This window comes from Paenibacillus sp. LX16, assembly GCF_036252815.1.
Lineage (GTDB): Bacteria > Bacillota > Bacilli > Paenibacillales > Paenibacillaceae > Paenibacillus > Paenibacillus polymyxa_B.
The window spans coordinates 2445126-2463185 of sequence record NZ_CP141152.1 but is presented as its reverse complement, the minus strand read 5'-3'; the positions used below and the strand labels follow the sequence as shown (position 1 = coordinate 2463185).

The window sequence follows — 18060 nt, the reverse complement described above, 5'->3', positions numbered from 1 at the left end:
ACTCAATGCTAAAAATCCGGGGAAGTGATAATTTAGAAGCTTGCATTGGGATTCTCACTTATAACTTTTTTATATCATCAAAGAATCCCACTGCACCAGCGATCGTAAGAGCAAATGAAACGCGGAGCGACACCCTCCACCTAGGCATTTTTATATTCACACAACCGTAACTGGAATAGCCAGCTCCGCAAGTTGACTGCGAATCGGGTCCGACAACCGTGAATCTGTAATGATCTCGGACACTTGCGACAGGTTCACGACATGCGTAAACGCCTGCTGTCCAAATTTGCTCGCATCCGCCAGTAAAATCACACGGTCTGCAATGCTGACCATTTTCTGCTTCAAACGAGCTTGCAGTTCATTCGATTCGCTAATACCGCGATCCAGATGAACCCCTTGGCTGGAGAAAAACAATTTATCCACATAATAGGTTTCTAGTGAACGCTCTGCGAGCGGGCCTACAAATGACAACGAGCGTTGAAGCAACTGCCCCCCCGTCGAAATGACCTCGATTTTTTCCTTACCCGCGAGCTCTGTAGCTACCCGAATCGAATTTGTTAATATTGTCAAAGGAATATCCGGTAAGCTTGACGCCATATACCAGGCGGTTGTGCTAGCATCCAGCAAAATACGATCATTCGGCTGAATCTGCTTGACCGCTTCTTCGGCAATCCTACGCTTTTCCTCTGCGTTCATAATTTCCCGTACCGCATAGGGCGTTTCAGGTTGCTCGTTTTTGACACTGACCGCTCCCCCATGCGAACGGCGCAGTCGTCCCGCCTGCTCCAGGCGGTCCAGATCACGGCGGATCGTTTCCTCCGTTACTTTGCACAACTCACTCAATTCGGACACCCGTATGCTTCCTTTTTCATTAACGAGCTGCACAATCATCTCATATCTTTCTGCGACCAGCATGACAATCTCACTCCACATCTTTAATGTACAAAAAGTCCCGCCACCCGCCGGAATTGCCCGTAGGCATCCTCCCACGCTTCTGACTCGGCAGGTTCATATTCCTTCACGGAAATAGAATCTGCGATGACCCGGCGTGCTTCCCATATATCGGCGAACTTTCCCTGTGTCATCCATTGTACCGCAAGATTGCCGATTGCGCTCGCTTCTGCAGGTCCTGCCCACACTGGTTTTTGAATCGAATTGGCCGCCCATTGACACAACAAGCGATTTTGAATCCCTCCTCCGACCATATGCAAACCATTAAACCGTTGTCCTGACACCCGCTCCGTAAGCTCCAAGATGTAACGGTACTTTAACGCCAGACTTTCCAAAATACAGCGCGTGATTTCTCCCGGAGTCTCGGGCAATGGCTGCCCAGTGTTGCGGCAATATTGGCGAATACGTGTTTTCATATCCCCGGCGTGCAGAAACAGTTCATCGTCCGGGTCAATCAAAGAAGTGAATGCTGGAGCCTGTTCTGCCATATGAACCAGTTCGGGGAAGGAATAGGAGGATCCCTGCCGCTCCCACTCTCTGCGCGCCTCCTGTAAAATCCACAAGCCCATAATGTTTTTAAGTAGCCTGTAAGTTCGACCGACCCCACCTTCGTTCGTAAAATTAAAACGAAGCGTATCGTCATTGATTACAGGCTGTGCCGTTTCCGTTCCCATCAGGGACCATGTTCCGCAGCTCAAGTACGCAAACGAGCGCTCCAGCGCAGGTACGGCAGCCACAGCAGATCCTGTATCGTGCTCTGCTACTGCAATCACAGGAATCGCTCCGATGCCCAGATCGGTCATGACCGAGGAACGGATCGTTCCTGCAACATTTCCTGGCTCTAGGACCTCTCCAAACCAGGAACGGGGAATGTTGATTCCAGACAAAAGCTCATCATCCCATTTTTGCTGCAACGGATTATATAATTGCGTGCTGGTCGCATTCGAAAACTCATTGTACATTTCACCTGTCAGGAAATACCGAAGCAGATCTGGAATCATTAAGAAATGCTTTGCCTGCTCCAGCAACGGTGAACTCGCATTTCGCATAGCAGCCAGCTGATAAATCGTGTTAAACGTCAAAAACTGAATGCCTGTACGCTGAAAAATGGACTCTTTCCCCAGCCGTCCCTGTATTTCTTCCATCACCCCATGGGTGTGCCAATCCCGGTAATGATAAGGGTTGCCCAGCAGTTCCCCGGTTTCCCCAATCAATCCAAAATCGACCGCCCAAGAGTCAATCGCAAGACTGGACGGATTCACTCCCATATGCTTGGCTTTGAGCAATCCTTGCTGAACCTCGTGATACAGACGCAACAGATCCCAGTGCAGACGTTCCCCAACCTTGACCGGATCATTCGAAAAGCGATGGATTTCCTCCACCACTATACGTGAATCTGTCAATTCTCCGAGCACAACTCTGCCGCTGCTTGCCCCCAAATCATAAGCGAGGATGCTCACCAGCTTGCACCACCCTTACCTCTTTGCAAAATCTGCGTGCCATACTCAGACGCTAAGTAGGCCTTCATCGGGTCTGCAGGTAATCCTTGCTCTTCACGGATCGCTCTGAGCAATGGTGCCACATCAAACTCAAACGCCTGGCGTACAGCATTCTCTGCGCCCAGCACATCCTGGCGGCTCGCCGCTTCCTCCACTTCTGCATGATTGATCAGGAGCGCCTTCGCATATTGAGTCTGCACATTTAGCACCGAGCGAATCATGGCCGGAATTTTTTGTTCAATATTGTGTGACTGATCAATTAAGTATGCGATTTTGTCCACGGTTTGGCGGATATCAGCTTCTACATCCTGAGCCGCATTTAAAATCTGATAAAAGATCAAAAATAACTCATACGGATTGGCGGAACCTACAATCAGGTCATCATCCGCATATTTGTAGCTATTAAAATGAAAACCACCTAATCGCTTCTCATCAATTAAAAACGCAACAATATGCTCCACGTTGGCTCCCGGCAAATGATGCCCTGTATCCACCAGTACCTGTGCCTGCAGTCCCAGCTTAGTCGCGTAATTATACGCCATGCCCCAATCGGCAATATCCGTATGATAAAAGGCCGGCTCGAACACTTTGTATTCAATCAGCATGCGCATGTCAGGTGTGAGCGCCTTATACATTTCACTGAGCGCTTCCAGCATCCAATTTTTCCGTTTGCGAATATCCCCCTGACCGGGATAATTCGTTCCGTCTGCGAACCATAAGCTAAAATCGTTAGAGCCCGTTTCCTTCGCAATATCCACGCATTCCAGCAAATGGTTGATGGCCTTGCGGCGGATGGCCGGGTCTACATTGGTGACACTGCCGAGCATGTAGTCCTCGTCTTGAAACAGATTGGGATTCACGGCCCCAATCCGCAAACCGAGGCTTTCGGCATGACTGCGAAGCTTGCCGTAATTGTCTACTGTATCCCACGGAATGTGGATCGCAACGGATGGACATAAGCCTGTCACAGCATGAACCTGCGCGGCATCCTCCAACTTTTCAAACGGATCACGCGGGACGCCTGTTTTCTGAAAGACTTTAAACCGTGTACCTGAGTCGCCATATCCCCAGGATGGTGTTTCTATACTAAGCGCTTTCAACTTTGACTTTACTTGCTCCAGGTCAATGCCTCGTTGCTGCTGTTGCTCCTCGAATAAAGCGTACGCTTTGTCACTCATCGTGGTTCCTCCTTGGAAAATGAAGTGAGTTATGGGGGGAGGCCGCTTCGCGTGCGGATTGTTCTTCCAATCGCTGTTATCCCTAGATTTTTTTATTTTCTAAAACATATTAAAGGTGAAAATCCGGGGATAAAGGCGAACGCTATCGCTTCTTCAGTACAATTCCGCCCGCTCCGCTGCTGACCATCCATAAAGTCACTTCTATTTTAAAGTGTTAGTGTGTATATAAAAGGATGCAAACACGTAAATAAGCATTATTACTTATTTACGTGTTTGCCAAGGTGTTTTACAACCCTTCGAAACTATCGTCATATCGCTTACATAGGTTCATTTTAATTTGACTACCGTGTAAAAGCTGCGGGGACGCCACCGTCGATGGTCAGCATACAGCCTGTCGTTTTCTCCGCTTTGGATGAGGCGAAAAAGGCAATGCCCTCGGCGATATCCTGTGGATAAATGTTGACCAGCAGCGTCGTCCGTTTGCGGTAATGCTCCTCCAGTTGGTCGGGCTCAATGCCGTAGGCGGCAGCGCGCTCGTTGCGCCAATTGGAGTTCCAGATTGCCGAGCCTTGCAGAATGGCATCCGGCAAAATGGTGTTCACACGGATACCATATTCACCGCCTTCTGCGGCAATACAACGGGCTAAATGCGCTTCCAGCGCCTTGACCGAGCTGTAGGCTGTTACATTTTTTCCTGCGTAGACCGAGTTTTTGGAGCCGACGAACACCATGCTGCCGCCAAGTGTCTGCTCCTTCATGAGCTTGAACGCTTCTCGTGCAACCAGAAAATAACCCGTTCCCAGCACATTCACATTTAAATTCCATTCCTTTAACGATGTTTCATCGAACGGACTGGATGTAGCAAGCCCTGCATTGTTGACGATGATATCTACACCGCCATAGGTCAATGCCGTTTCTGCATAGGCAGCCTGAATTTGCTCCTCCTGCGTCACATCCATTTTTACGGCGATGGCACGGTTTTCTCCGTAGCTGCTATTTATCTCTGCGGCTACCTTTTGCGCGCCTTCCAGATTCAGATCTGCCAGTACGACATGTGCGCCTTCATCCACCAAACGACGTGCGGTTGCACTGCCAATTCCGCCTGCACCGCCTGTAATGAACGCAATTTTACGGGAAAATTCAGCTTCTGCTGGCGCGAGTGACAGCTTATAAAGCTCCAGCGGCCAATATTCCACGTTATATGACTCGTTCTCACTGAGCGAAACAAACTCTCCTAACGTCGTTGCCCCTCGCATAACAGCGATAGCCCGATGGTACAGAGCACCGCTCACCTGCGCATTGTTCCAGCTTTTACCTGTGTTGATCATACCGACACCCGGAATCAAAATTACACGTGGCGCAGCCTCAAACATAACATCTCCTTCAAGCCGATTGCGCTCGAAATAAGCTTGATACTGCTCCTTATAGGCTGCTATACCCTCGGCAAGCTTAACTTTCAAGCCCACTACATCCTCCACATCCGGTGTCCAATCTACATAGAGTGGCTTCATCTTGGTATGGACCAGATGATCCGGGCACGCAGCCCCGACCTGGGATAAAGCAGCAGAATCCGGGCCGTTCACAAACTCCAACACATCCTCCGCGTCATCAAAGGTGAGGATCATCTTTTTCTCATCACTGACTGCACCACGGACGGATGGCATAACTTGGGACGCAATGCTTCGGCGCTCTTCATAAGTAAGCGCTTTATATTTTGCGCCTCCAAACCCCTGCTTTTCCTCTTGACGAGCTTTAATATAGCTTTCTGCTTCTTGGATGATTTCGATCGTTTTGGCATAAGCCGCCTCGGATGTGTCTCCCCACGTAACCAGACCATGCTTTTCCATCAATACCAATTCAGCTTGTGGATGATCGATTACACCCTGGGCAATCATTTTCGACAGCTTAAAGCCAGGACGGATATAAGGCACCCATACAAAACGGTCACCGAAAATTTCCTTAGCCATTTCCTTACCGTTGTGCGCACAGCACAAGCTAATAATCGCGTCCGGGTGTGTATGATCGACATGTGTAAAAGGCAGAAAAGCATGCAATAGCGTCTCAATTGAAGCCCGTGGATGCTTGGCATCTATCATACAGTTCGCCAAATATGCGACCATATCCTCGTCAGACATATCTTCCCTTTCAAATAAAGGGCGAATATCCTCCATACGAAGCCCTGTGAAGTTATGCGCTTTCATTGTGGCGAGATCGGAACCGCTGCCCTTAACGTACATCACTTCTACTTCACGTCCACGAAAATCTTGTATCATCGTTTTGGCCGAAGTGTTGCCGCCTCCCCAGTTGCACACACTCCTATCTGTGCCAATCAGGTTAGAACGGTATACGAGCTGTTCCAACGTGCTTTTCTGCTCAGATGCTTGTGAAGAAATCCACAGACTTTGTACCATAGGAAAAAGACCTCCAAGTTCAGTTTTAGTTTTGAAAAGCTTTATTACAGTGGTTATTATTTGTTTATGGAGACTATAACACTTTTGTTTTGATTTGAAAATAAGTAATACAAAAATAATCAAAAATAAATTTTAATTTTTATCCATCTAAAAAACGGATATATTCATTTGTAAAACGATCATTGCCACGCACAAAATAAAGGCCGTGTCAGAATCGGTTATAAGAACCTTTCTGGCACGGCCTCATTCGTTTAACTCATCTAATTACCCAACTATACGCATCACCTTGGCTAGCAGCTCGTACGAGCGCAGGCGCGCCTGGTGGTCATATACCTGAGAGGTTGTAATCAGCTCATTGGCTCTCGTCTGGTCGATTATCAAATCCATCTTTTGCTTGACGGTGTCAGGACTGCCGATGGCTGAATACCCCAGCATATTACCACGAACCATCTCCTTCTCGTGCTCACTCCAAAGCTTTTCCATGTCATCCACTGGTGGCTTCAGTCCACCGCTGTGCCCGCGCAGCACATTTAGAAACTGTTGTTCTTGTGAGGTAAAGAGCCATTTTGCTTCCTCATCAGAATCTGCAACAAGCACATTAACACCGACCATCACATATGGCTTATCCAGTGCTTTGGATGGCCGAAAATTGCGATGATACAACTCCAGAGCCTGTAGCAAATGAGCCGGGGCAAAGTGGCTAGCGAACGCGAACGACAGCCCAAGCTGACCTGCCAGCTGTGCGCTGAATCCACTTGATCCCAGTAGCCAGATGGGAATGTCCAGCCCTTCTCCAGGAATTGCTCTTACTCCCGGAACGGCTCCGTTTAGCGCTGGATTTAGGTAAGAACGTAGCTCATTCAATTGCTCGGGGAAATCTTCCCCAGTACTGTGAAGCCCTCGCCGCAGTGCCCTCATCGCGGGTTGGTCCGTGCCTGGAGCCCGGCCAAGTCCCAGATCAATTCGTCCCGGATAGAGTGACTCTAACGTTCCAAACTGCTCTGCAATCATGAGCGGAGCATGGTTAGCCAGCATAATACCGCCTGAACCGACCCGAATCTTGTTTGTATGTGCAGCTACATGCCCAATGATCACGGACGTAGCCGCACTGGCGACCGCCTGCATGTTATGATGCTCCGTTAGCCAGTACCGATGGTACCCCCATTGTTCAGCATGCTGGGCAAGATCCACCGTGTCGCGGAAGGAATCGGCAGGAGTGCCGCCTTCAATGACAGGTGCAAGATCTAATATAGATAGTGCAACGTTACGCGTAGTCATTATATATAAACCCCCTGTCAAAATATTATTTTACGAATTTTCCTCAATGCCTTAATTATTTGACCTATCAATTGATACGTCAATTATGATAATATGTCCCGTTATGAATTGCAAATGATTTAAATTTTTAGTTTTTGTCCAAAAACAGTTTACTTTTATGAAAAGCTCATCTATTATGCAATATATGTGGATAATGTTTATCCACATTAGCCTGGTTATTAATATTGAGGTGATTGCTAGTGCATATGAAAACAGGTGTCGAACAATCTGTCTACGCTCTTCTTCTACTCACGATGCTGCCGGACAAAGCCGTTTTACCTGGGGAGGCCATTAGCCAGCAGTTAGGTGCTTCACCTACTTATTTTCATAAACTGTTACGAAAATTGGTTAGCTCCGATTTGATTACTTCTGTACCTGGTGTCAAGGGCGGGTTTAAATTAAAGAAAAAACCTGAGGATATACGGGTATTTGATATTTATCTAGCGATTGAGGGACAACAAACCCTTTATTCTTCCAGTGGTATATACAACGAAATGTTTGAATTAAAGAAAGACGATCAGTGTTGTTTACTGGCAAATTTAATGGAAGAAGCCGAAGCCTCCTGGAAGGCCGTTCTGAAAAGAGAAACCATCGCGTCACTATCCGCTGACTTTTTTAAAGAAGGATATGATGACAAAATTACTTCTTTGGAAAACTGGATTCAGGAAAAAATGGTCTTGTAAAGAACTCTAATTAACAGAAAGGAATATGAACATGAACGATTATTTAGTAAAAGCTCTTGCCTACAATAACCAGGTACGGGCTTATACCGTGAGAACAACGGAAACGGTAAGTGAAGCCCAACGGCGTCATTATACCTGGCCCACAGCATCGGCTGCATTGGGACGTTCTATGACGGTCGGCGTCATGCTGGGAGCCATGCTTAAAGATGAGGATAAACTGACGATCAGGATTAATGGCGGCGGACCTATCGGCACTATTCTTGTCGATACCAACTCCAAAGGTGAAGTTAGAGGTTATGTAAAAAATCCACAAACCCATTTTGAGCTTAATCAGATAGGGAAATTAGATGTAGCCAGAGCTGTAGGAACAGATGGAGCGCTAATTGTATCCAAAGATATCGGCTTAAAACACCCGTTTGTTGGACAGGTCCCTCTCATATCGGGTGAACTGGGCGAGGACTTCACATCTTATCTCGTCCAATCCGAACAAATTCCTTCTTCTGTGGGAGCGGGAGTTATTGTTAACCCGGATAACTCTATTCAGGCGGCTGGAGGTTTTATTATTCAGCTGATGCCAGATACACCAGAAGAGGTTATCAGTTTTATCGAGAGACGCATTGAGAGCATTCCAAGCATCTCCGCAATGGTCATGGAAGGTCTTACGCCAGAGCAGATTCTGGGTCAGATTTTGGGAGAAAGCAACCTGAACATACTGGAAACCATGCCTGTACAATTTCATTGTCCCTGCTCAGAAGAGCGCGTTACCAATGCCATTATCAGCTTAGGGAATAAGGAAATAGAAGATATGATCCATACCGATGGACAGGCTGAAGCTCATTGCCACTTTTGTAACGCACACTACCATCTTACCAAAGAAGATCTCGAAGGCATGCTGGAAACAAACATCATTTAAATATGGGCTGTTCCCAAAAAGTAGGTTTAGCTACTGGGGAACAGCTTTTTTCTTTCCCAATGCTTTCGATGGTTTCTTAATCCTAAACACGGTGGACTTGCCCATGATGTTAGTGCTATTGTTATATTATTCCATTCGTCTGAGCGAGGTGTACTATGTTTGAAAAAGATGAGCATGAAATTTTGACTTATTATGATGGCGGTGCAGAAATAGGCAGACTAGAGCGGGGAATCGGAAAAATAGAGCTAGAGCGATCGAAGGAAATCATTTCGCGTTATGTCAGCCGTTCGTCTCAAGTCATTTATGATATTGGCGGCGGTGTAGGGGTCTACTCCTTCTGGCTGGCGGAGCTGGGGCATGAAGTACATCTGTTTGATCTGTCTCCCCAAGCCATTGAATTCGCTCGTCAGCAGCAACTGAACAACCCCATCATCAGCAAGCTGGAAACCGCAGATGCCAGGAATCTTGATCGTAAAGATGAAAGCGCGGACATCGTGCTATTAATGGGGCCTTTATATCATTTAACGGAACAGAAAGAACGAGTAAAAGCACTGCAAGAAGCGGCGCGTGTCTTAAAAAAAGGGGGAACGCTGATTACTTCAGCTATTTCCAGGTTTGGTTCGCTACTGTGGGGACTATCGGTATACGGCGAGCGCAATACCATTGTGGAGGAAGATGCGTTCATGGATATGGTCAGACAGGAGCTGACAGATGGTCAGCATGTGCGCCCTGCTGCTTACCCCTCTTTTATCGTGCGCTCCTACTTTCATACATCGGATACCTTGCGTGCAGATTGGCAGGCTGCTGGATTGCCGGAGCCTCGTGTATTGGGCGTAGAAGGTCCCATCTGGATTGCACCCGGATTTGAAGAGAAGTGGGCGGTTCCTTCCCATCGCAGCCGTTTGCTAGATATATCACGGCAGGTTGAAGAGCAGGAGTCTGTGATCGGTATGAGCCCGCATATGCTGGCGGTAGGTACCAAGTCTTGAAGCTCATCACCTCTACAACTATGGAGAGATATAGCCTATGGGAAGACGTATCTGGATACCTCTTTTAGAAAAGTCGTTTTGGATCGCATGGATACAGCCAAGATTAATCGATTATCTCGAAAAAATTAAACTGAGCCTTGTGCTTCAAACCTTATCCGGAGGCAAAGCTCACAATGCACTGTTCCCAGTGCACCGCATTCTGCTATACCTCATCGTCGGCTGGATACTGGGCTGTGAGCGACTGTTTCATTTTCGCAGATGGCAAAAGGACTCTCTACTCCAACGTTTTCTTGGGGGGCGCTGTCCACACCACTCGCTTCTGTACAAGGAACTGGATCGGCTGGGAAAAACGAATCCTAATGTACGAAGGGAACTCCGGCAAATGAACCTCGAAGTGATCCGGCCTTGTCTGTCCTCCAAGCTCATTCTCGATTTGGATTCGACCGTGGAGACGGTCTACGGCAATCAGGACTAAGCAGCGAAAGGCGTGAATGCCTATAAGCCGGGGAGCAAAAGCTACCATCTTTTGCTCACTTTTGAAGGACTGTCCCGCCTTTGTCTGAATGCCGTGCTCCGCGCGGGAAATGTTCACTCTTCCACCGAGGCTGCCCCTTTTCTGGAAGAAACCTTTAGCCTCTTAGGTCATCACCGGGTCCAATATGCCCGGTTTGACAAGGGCTTTGGCGGCGAAGACTTCTATTCACTCTGGGAAGGACGGCAGATCGACTATGTGGGCAAAACGAAATGGACCAAGCGATTGGCGGCTGAAGTGGCCGCTTGTCGATATTGGAAACGTTACGTGGACGAAGACTGGATCATTGAAGGCATCGCCCTTGGGTACCAGGCCACGTCTTGGAAGAAACCGCGGCGGGTCGCCGTCATCCGCAAGGCGAAAGTCGTTCAGAACGACCAAGCTTGTCTCCTGCTGGATACCGATTGGGAGTATGAAGCGATCGTCACGAGCCTGGAGTGGGAGTTCATCGATTTGTGGCGCTTTTACAACCAGCGGTGTTGATGGAAAACTACATCAAGGAAGTCATAGTCGAACCACCGTACTCAAACTGGCGAAGGCATTCGTCAATCACCACACCTGGAAACAGGTGGAATATCGAACTGCCCTATTGGAATGAGCGCTCCTAAAATTTCACATGGAAATGTAGATGCACGGTCTCCTGGGGAGGGGGAATCTGTGTGCAGTAAGCCGTTTTGGAATTTCCCCCTGTTAATACACGCTGATTCTTACAGCTTTTTTGAGCGGTGAGTCTCTGGCTTCTTTGATCTTATGGGCTTTCGAAATTTAGGATTATTTGTGTTGGATTTTCTTTACGAAGATTTATATGAAGAACACAGGCTGCAAATATCTTTTCTACTTTTATGATGTCTTCCGGTGTGTAATTAATATTCGAGACTTTTTGTAGTTTATCAGGAAAATAAACTTGACTTGGTTGATCAAAAATTAAAAATTGAGGTACAGGGTTCCATTCTTTATAATGCTCCCATAGGTTGAGACATGGGAGCATGCGGCCAAATATGAAATGAGTCCGTGATGATTAGCTGGTGGAAAGCCGAGTTTCTGAGCCGGGCGTCTATGGTATTCGAGAAAGGGACGAGTGAAGCGGACAAGATAAGAAAGGAATACGCAAGCAAACAGGAGCGCCTAGAAAAGCTGGTCGATCAACTTACCGTTGAAGTCGACTGGCTCAATGGGAGTATTACACATCTTCCGGCAATCCCCAGTTCATTAATGAATTTCGGCATTATCGGAATGATCAGCCAGATGCTGGTGAACACCGGAAACAGGTTCAGCATAAGAACACATCATATCCCCCTCATAATTTAAGGGTTGCCGCTCCCTCTGTAATTCTAAGCAAAAAAACACCTACTCTTCGGCAGATGTTCCTCACCTTTCGTATTTCTTGAGACTATCCGATCCATTTGTCCGTTCTAATCGTTCAACCCTTTGCCCTCCAGAATGGGCTGTGTGTATTTTTCAACCCTTGAAACGCGCGTTTTGAACTGCTCGGTTCTGAAAAATACAGCAGATACGCTCTCTGGCTTCCGAGCGTCAACGCTTCAAACGCCGTTTTTAGGTCCGGTCGCTCCTCGAATTTAAGCCGCAGTTCTTCGGGAACCGTATACTCGGCATGTTTTTCAGTTCCACTGCAAGACCGGCTTCCTCCATCCAAACAGCGCCTCCTCCTAAACACTGTTGGACAAATAGCCGCGCTCAGGGTCAAAGATCATCTTTTGAACGGGTTCGCTTGTCTATAATTTCTATACGGTGATCTTCCATATTCAATTTGACAATACCGGGATAATTTAATGTAATGAAATAATGCGAGCCGTTGCATTCAATAATTCTCGAAAACTTGCTCTGATCGTTATATTTATGCCCTTTGTCACTGGCAGTTTTATATACTGAAAAGATGAATCTGTTAAATCGAAGATCGCTGTGCACTCAACCGAATGTGGGAAAAATAAAGTTTACGGCCGCTTTGATAGATATGGTGGTGCACTCTCCAATCCAGCGCTTAGTTTATCGTCAAGCATGAACGTGCGAGCAGCGGAGAGATTGTTGTTCCTTTTCATAATTGATATATCTACAACTCAGTGCATGTAGCGCGTTTATTGCTGCTCGGCAAATCTCCACCAGGCAAATGTTCCGACTATTCCGGCTATTCCCGTAGACGCAAGAATGATTATACTACTCAACTTTAAAAACCCGGTGCTTTGAAATACCGACGGGATGGTCCACGGAAAATAGGGGGCGAATCCAAAAGAGGCCAAAACATTTGAGAGAATGACGATTATCAGGATGAGTCCTAATGGTGCCAAGTATCCCTTGCTCACATTGGCCAGAAGAGTGCCTGGTGTGGTAACAATAATAAACAATAGTGATGTTATAATGAATTTAAAGAAGATATTCCAAATAAAAGAAGCTAACCCGCCCGCAACTCCTAGAACACCCCCCACGGCAAAACCTATGGCAAACATATACATGGAAAGTAATAGGCTCCATGCTAAAATTACAAGAAATTTGGACAGTACAATTTTCGATCTGGAAACGGGCTTTGCAAGTAAATCTTTAATTGTTTTATCCGAAAACTCTCGTCCAAATACCCATGCCGCGATAAAAGTGTACCCGATAAGTCCCAGCGGGGCAAGACTATCAAGCAATTCGGTTAAATACATTTTCCAATTGATGCCGCCGGCGTCACTGGATAAAATAATTCCGACTCCCATCATGATTGGCCCAAATGCAAAAATAAGAAATACCAACCAAAACACATTGGCGCGGATAATCTTGCGAATCTCACAATGTAAGACAGAAAAAATATTCATTATATATTCCCCCTTGTCATACCAATTGTGCGGAGAAAATATCCTTCCAAATCCTCCGTAATCACTCGAAGCAATGTTGGCGGTTGATTGGATTTAACCAGCAGTTCGGCCAGTCGTTCAGGACTATCCGCTGCGTGGTCATCGGTTAGTTTAATATAGCCGCCTATTGTCTCCTCAAATTCATATCCATGCTCTTCAAGCACCTTCTTTAAGGCATGTTTGTCGCGGCCATTCACCGCTAAGTTTTTCTGTAACGATTGCTCCAGCTTATCCATTGCGACTTCTTTAACAAGATGGCCATTGTGAATAATCCCAATGCGTGTGGAAACTTTCGAGAGCTCCTCTAACAGATGGCTGGATATAAAAACAGTTACGCCGAAATTTTTCGCTAGGCTATATAACATATTCCGTATCTCCGCCACGCCTGCGGGATCGAGGCCATTTATCGGCTCATCCAATATTAGAATTTCCGGATTGTGAATCATTGCTTTCGCAAGTCCCAGGCGCTGTTTGTTTCCTAAAGAAAGATTCTTTGCCTTTTTCTGTTTGTGCGGCTCAAGCCCCAACTTATAGATAACCCGATTTACGGAATCTTTGTCAGGCACCCCTTGCATGCGTCGTGCTATGTCAAGATTTTCAACTACAGTTAAATCGGGATAAAAAGTAGCCTCCTCCAAATATCCAACCTTGTCCCATAATTTATAGTTTCCGGCATCGACCTTTTCACCTAACATATAGAGCTTGCCGGAGGTTGGCTTGAGCATCGCCAAGAGCATCTTTATGGTCGTTGTCTTTCCAGCGCCATTCAGTCCCAAAAATCCAAATATCTCTCCTCGGCTCACCTCCAGCGAAAGATTGTTCAATGCGATATAGTCGCCAAATTTTTTGTGCACTCCCTCAATTTGTATGGCGGGCGTTATTCCATTTTTCCCCTTTGATAAAATACTCATAGCCTTCAACTCCTCCATAAACAGAGAGCTTATTCAGGATTCTAAGTACGACACTCCTGAACAAGCTCAATCAGAAATTTTTCAATAAATCTACTTTATGATGTCCTGGCAATCGCTTAAGCGAGGCGAGGCTGGCCCAAGCCCAATTGAGCAGAGCCAATTCAGCGCTACCTCATGCAGCACGTTGATGTTGTCTACCTGACAGTGTTCTAATCCGCCAAGTCGTCTATCCTCTATCGGGTAGAACGTCTTGTTTTTCGAACCCGCTTGCTCGTAATTCTTCAAGGCTTGTGTCAGCGGATTTGGCTGAACCAATATCTCTTCCGCTCCGTGCATTACAAGAAGCGGACATTCTATCTGGTGGAGCACGCCCTCAAGATCATAGGCAAAACGCGGATTCCCCGCAAAATCCTCCAAGCTTTTTGCCCCCAGAATTCTCATGCCGTGTGCGGCCAGACTCGGCGGCATCCATTTAAGCATGGCATCCCAGTCGAAGGCGTGCGTACCGCCGTCGGAGATGACGGCAGCAATCCTGTGATCGAACGAAGCGAATCGCAGCGAGTCGTAAGCCGCAAAACTCTCCCCGTGCACGATAATCTTATCGGGATCGACTTCCGGCCGCGTTAGAAGAAAGTCGATTGCTCGGGAATGGAAAGCCTCACTGTCCGCTCGTCTTCCTTTTCCCTTTTCGTACAGCGAGAGGCCGGTGCCAGGCTGGTCATAGACCAGAAAGTTATATCCACACGAAATAAAAGCGGGACCTAGCCAGAAATAGTTTTCAATTGACCACTCGTCGCCACCGTTGAGAGCAAAAAGGGTCGGCTTCGGACCTTTTATCCAGGAAGGGGAGAAAAAGTAACCATCCAACTTGACATCTTCGTAATCGACTTGGATCTTCTCCGGTTGGACATCGAAGTACTTTCCGGCAGCTTCGAAGAGTTCATTTACTTTCTTAAATACACGGATTTTCTCGGTGTCATCATCCATCACCGTATATTCCGCAATTCTGTAGTAATTGCAGGCACGAATGTAGCAGTTTCGTGCTGTATACCAGTTTCCAGCCGTTTCGGCCTCCTTGCCGTGTCTTTCCAATGCCTGAGCCGTTATGAGCCATTCCCTGTGCCACGTGTCCTTGTCATCGGGGTCGATTTTTTTGCAGGCCTCGTAGATCTCGGTGACGTCCGTAGCACCGAGGCTTGCCATACCCAAAGCTTTGGTGACTTGGTATGACATCATGTAGTTATTGGGCCAACGGCTGAACTCAATTGACATTGCAACATTCTCCTTTTCCAGTTCATGTGATTGTAGTTTTTTTACTACAAGTAATTTTTACAACACAAAGATAAAGCTTCTTTAAAAGAAAAATAAATGTTTATAAAGAGAATATAAAAAACTATAAACCGCTGAAAAAACAAAAAAGGCTGCTGCCTGGGTGTTCACACCTGGCAGCAGCCTTTAACTCCTGTAGTAAAAGAAAATGTGCAAAAATAAAATCAGTGTTGTGCGGCCAAGGGAAGGCTGAATCTTATCCCCAAACCGCCATATTCGGAAGGGTAGGCGCAAATTTCGCCCCTATGATGTTCAATAATGGATTTACAGCTTGCAAGACCCAGACCCAGCCCGCCCTTTTGGATTTGCCGCGATTTATCCACAGTGAAAAATTTGAGGAACAGAGAAGATATATCCTTATCCGGCACTCCAATTCCATTATCCTCGATTTGAAAAAAAGCATACTGTCCTAGCGGGTATCCGGTCATATACACTTTCAGTTTATTTTTCCCTCCATATCTTACAGCATTGCTAAAGAGGTTGCCGAAAACCCGACGTATCATCGGTTCATTGACCATCAGCAATATATTTTCCGTGAATGAATGGCGGCAAGTAAGCTCGTTGTCAAGTCCCGCCAACTCATACTCATATTCAAGGGCAATGTTTTCAAATAATTTTGATGCTTTTACAGGTTTAGCTACCATAGATTCCAACTCCAGTTTTTCTTTGGTGAAGCTGGAGAAATCATTGATGAGTTCGACCATATATCCTGACTTCTTTTGAATCAAATCATAATATTCCTGCTTTTCAGTTTCTGGTAAATCCTTGTGTGTAGCCAGCAGTTCAGTAAAACCATTAATAGATGTCAAGGGTGTTTTCAAGTCGTGGGCAATTGCCGCGATCATATCGATCTGCTCTTTGTGCGCGAGTTGAAGCCGATGCTCCATCTTATTGAAGTGCTTATAAAGTTCTCCGATCTCATCATTACTTCTCAGAGCTAGCGGAGGCAGTGGATGTACAATATTTACTTCTTCAAGCCTGGTATTCAGAAGCTGAATGGGTTTCTCTATGCAAAAATGAATATAGATAATCAGAATAATAAATATGAAACAGGTAATTGCAAATATGGGCAGGAGCAGTGCTATATATCGCGAGTCCAGCAATGAACTGCGTATAGGGGAATATACTGCAAAGACAAGCTTCAGATACATTCCAATCGAAAACATGAATATTATAAACATCAGCAGGAACAAAAGAGGAAGCTTTATTTTCAGTTTCATACTATTGCTCTCTTTCCGTGTATTTATATCCTATGCCCCATATTGTTTTAATAAAGTCATATTCAGGACCAAGTTTCTTACGGATATTTTTTATATGAACCGTTACGGTATTTATTTCTCCGTATTCGTCTCCCCAGACGTTTTCATATATCTGCTCACGAGTCAATACATGATTGGGGTGGCGCATGAGGATAGACAGAATCTGAAATTCCTTCGTTGATAAGTCGAGCTTCCTGCTATTCAGAAATACTTCAAACGTCTTATCGTTCAAAATGAGCGGAGCATCCGCCTTTTCGTTACTGGGACTAAGTTCATCCCACTCTTTAAAAAGCCTGTCCACTTTTCTGAAGTGAGCCTTTATCCTGGAGACAAGCTCCTGAATACTGAAAGGTTTGGTCATGTAATCGTCTGCTCCTATTTCGAGCCCGACGATTTTATCAATGTCCTTATCACGCGCACTCAAAAACAGAATTGGGACATTATAAGAATTTCGGATACTTCTGCAGACATCAAGTCCATCCATATCAGGCATTACTATATCAAGAACGATGAAATCAATGTGATTTTCTTCCAATGCAGATAAGGCTTCTTTCCCGGAACATGCCGAAATTATTACAAATTGCTCGTACCTTAAACTCTTTGTGATGAGTTTTACGATTTCTTCATCGTCGTCTACAACTAATATCGTTTTTGGCATCTTTATACCTCCCAACCTCTTTAAATGGACTGCATTTATATAACACAAGAGCCGCATGGACTCGAATTGACAAAAAAAGTCGCGCTCAAAGCGCCTCTCCAGTTCCGGATATTTCTCCTTTGGATGCCAGTTGAGGTAATAGGATTTCTTGAAGCAACATGTTGATTTCTTTTAAAAAGGCTTTATTGTCCGGACTTCCTCCCAGAAAAATGCCTTGGGGGTTGCTCAATACAGCGTTATCCCCATTATTAGATAAAAAATTCTACCCGGTATGGTGCCGCTAATGACACCTTGAATCGATATGTGATGCTTCATTGTATTAAAAAGACCGAATGCCTTATAAAAATAAGATTCTGCGAGTTCCATTCCTTGAATCATGTGATGAGCACACATCTGTCCGATTTGCCTCTCATAAGATTTTTGATTTGTTTGTTCGTATTCAAACATCATCACTCCTTTAAACGTATTAGAGGATTAGACTCTAAGATGGTCTGTACTTGATGCCTCGCTTCATTATGGATAACACATACAATTCGGTCAAGTGTACTTTGGGTAATGGAGACGGCCTCGGTAGCACAGTT

Annotated in this window: 15 protein-coding genes and 2 pseudogenes; 5 read left to right on the top strand and 12 right to left on the bottom strand. The window is 45.9% G+C overall.

What is annotated here, in order from left to right; translation table 11 throughout:
* Positions 1 to 156 precede the first annotated feature (156 nt).
* The 5 genes from T3H97_RS11335 to T3H97_RS11315 all read right to left on the bottom strand — a co-directional run bounded on the left by T3H97_RS11335 (position 157) and on the right by T3H97_RS11315 (position 7317).
* Positions 157 to 915 (bottom strand): DeoR/GlpR family DNA-binding transcription regulator, encoded by a 759-nt coding sequence (locus T3H97_RS11335; protein WP_023988422.1) that lies wholly within the window; start codon positions 913 to 915, stop codon positions 157 to 159.
* A 20-nt stretch (positions 916 to 935) separates the two neighbouring features.
* A complete protein-coding gene (rhaB, locus tag T3H97_RS11330) occupies positions 936 to 2411 on the bottom strand; it encodes a rhamnulokinase (protein ID WP_328802566.1) in 1476 nt (491 codons plus the stop codon).
* Complete coding sequence (rhaI, locus tag T3H97_RS11325; protein ID WP_328802565.1) at positions 2408 to 3628, bottom strand: L-rhamnose isomerase; 1221 nt, start codon at positions 3626 to 3628, stop codon at positions 2408 to 2410. The genes rhaB and rhaI overlap by 4 nt, the downstream gene beginning before the upstream one ends.
* Before the next feature lie 341 nt (positions 3629 to 3969).
* Positions 3970 to 6039 (bottom strand): bifunctional aldolase/short-chain dehydrogenase, encoded by a 2070-nt coding sequence (locus T3H97_RS11320; protein WP_328802564.1) that lies wholly within the window; start codon positions 6037 to 6039, stop codon positions 3970 to 3972.
* A gap of 264 nt (positions 6040 to 6303) precedes the next feature.
* Positions 6304 to 7317 (bottom strand): LLM class flavin-dependent oxidoreductase, encoded by a 1014-nt coding sequence (locus T3H97_RS11315; RefSeq protein ID WP_328802563.1) that lies wholly within the window; start codon positions 7315 to 7317, stop codon positions 6304 to 6306.
* A gap of 245 nt (positions 7318 to 7562) precedes the next feature.
* Here T3H97_RS11315 and T3H97_RS11310 point away from each other — a divergent pair, with 245 nt between their 5' ends.
* From T3H97_RS11310 to T3H97_RS11295, 4 genes and pseudogenes are all read left to right on the top strand, one after another.
* The gene (locus T3H97_RS11310; RefSeq protein WP_328802562.1) at positions 7563 to 8039 is read left to right on the top strand and encodes an RrF2 family transcriptional regulator; all 477 of its coding nucleotides are present in this window, start codon (positions 7563 to 7565) and stop codon (positions 8037 to 8039) included.
* A 31-nt stretch (positions 8040 to 8070) separates the two neighbouring features.
* Entirely contained in the window at positions 8071 to 8952 is an 882-nt protein-coding gene (gene hslO, locus T3H97_RS11305; protein ID WP_328802561.1) for an Hsp33 family molecular chaperone HslO, read from the top strand.
* Positions 8953 to 9107: 155 nt separating this feature from the next.
* Positions 9108 to 9941 (top strand): class I SAM-dependent methyltransferase, encoded by an 834-nt coding sequence (locus tag T3H97_RS11300; protein WP_328802560.1) that lies wholly within the window; start codon positions 9108 to 9110, stop codon positions 9939 to 9941.
* A gap of 106 nt (positions 9942 to 10047) precedes the next feature.
* Positions 10048 to 11071, top strand: a pseudogene (locus tag T3H97_RS11295) (transposase); the annotation flags it as partial.
* 150 nt (positions 11072 to 11221) lie between these two features.
* On the opposite strand, the gene T3H97_RS26400 reads toward T3H97_RS11295, so the two are convergent.
* Positions 11222 to 11461, bottom strand: coding sequence for a DUF3732 domain-containing protein (locus T3H97_RS26400; protein WP_442955641.1), 240 nt, complete (start codon positions 11459 to 11461; stop codon positions 11222 to 11224).
* A gap of 26 nt (positions 11462 to 11487) precedes the next feature.
* Between T3H97_RS26400 and T3H97_RS26395 the strand changes: the two genes are divergently transcribed.
* Positions 11488 to 11781: a hypothetical protein gene (locus T3H97_RS26395; RefSeq protein WP_442955640.1), complete on the top strand. Its 294-nt coding sequence runs from the start codon at positions 11488 to 11490 to the stop codon at positions 11779 to 11781.
* Positions 11782 to 11885: 104 nt separating this feature from the next.
* Here the strand turns inward: T3H97_RS26395 and T3H97_RS11285 are convergent.
* From T3H97_RS11285 to T3H97_RS11260, 6 genes and pseudogenes are all read right to left on the bottom strand, one after another.
* A pseudogene (locus T3H97_RS11285) lies at positions 11886 to 12132 on the bottom strand (YdeI/OmpD-associated family protein); the annotation flags it as partial.
* 434 nt (positions 12133 to 12566) lie between these two features.
* Positions 12567 to 13283 carry an ABC transporter permease gene (locus tag T3H97_RS11280; RefSeq protein ID WP_328802559.1) on the bottom strand — a complete coding sequence of 239 codons (717 nt, stop codon included), beginning with the start codon at positions 13281 to 13283 and terminating at the stop codon, positions 12567 to 12569.
* Positions 13283 to 14233: an ABC transporter ATP-binding protein gene (locus T3H97_RS11275; protein WP_328802558.1), complete on the bottom strand. Its 951-nt coding sequence runs from the start codon at positions 14231 to 14233 to the stop codon at positions 13283 to 13285. The genes T3H97_RS11280 and T3H97_RS11275 overlap by 1 nt, the downstream gene beginning before the upstream one ends.
* 90 nt (positions 14234 to 14323) lie before the next feature.
* Entirely contained in the window at positions 14324 to 15505 is a 1182-nt protein-coding gene (locus T3H97_RS11270) for an alpha/beta hydrolase family protein (protein WP_328802557.1), read from the bottom strand.
* Positions 15506 to 15726: 221 nt separating this feature from the next.
* Entirely contained in the window at positions 15727 to 16782 is a 1056-nt protein-coding gene (locus T3H97_RS11265; protein ID WP_328802556.1) for a HAMP domain-containing sensor histidine kinase, read from the bottom strand.
* Position 16783: 1 nt separating this feature from the next.
* Complete coding sequence (locus T3H97_RS11260; protein WP_328802555.1) at positions 16784 to 17479, bottom strand: response regulator transcription factor; 696 nt, start codon at positions 17477 to 17479, stop codon at positions 16784 to 16786.
* Positions 17480 to 18060 lie beyond the last annotated feature (581 nt).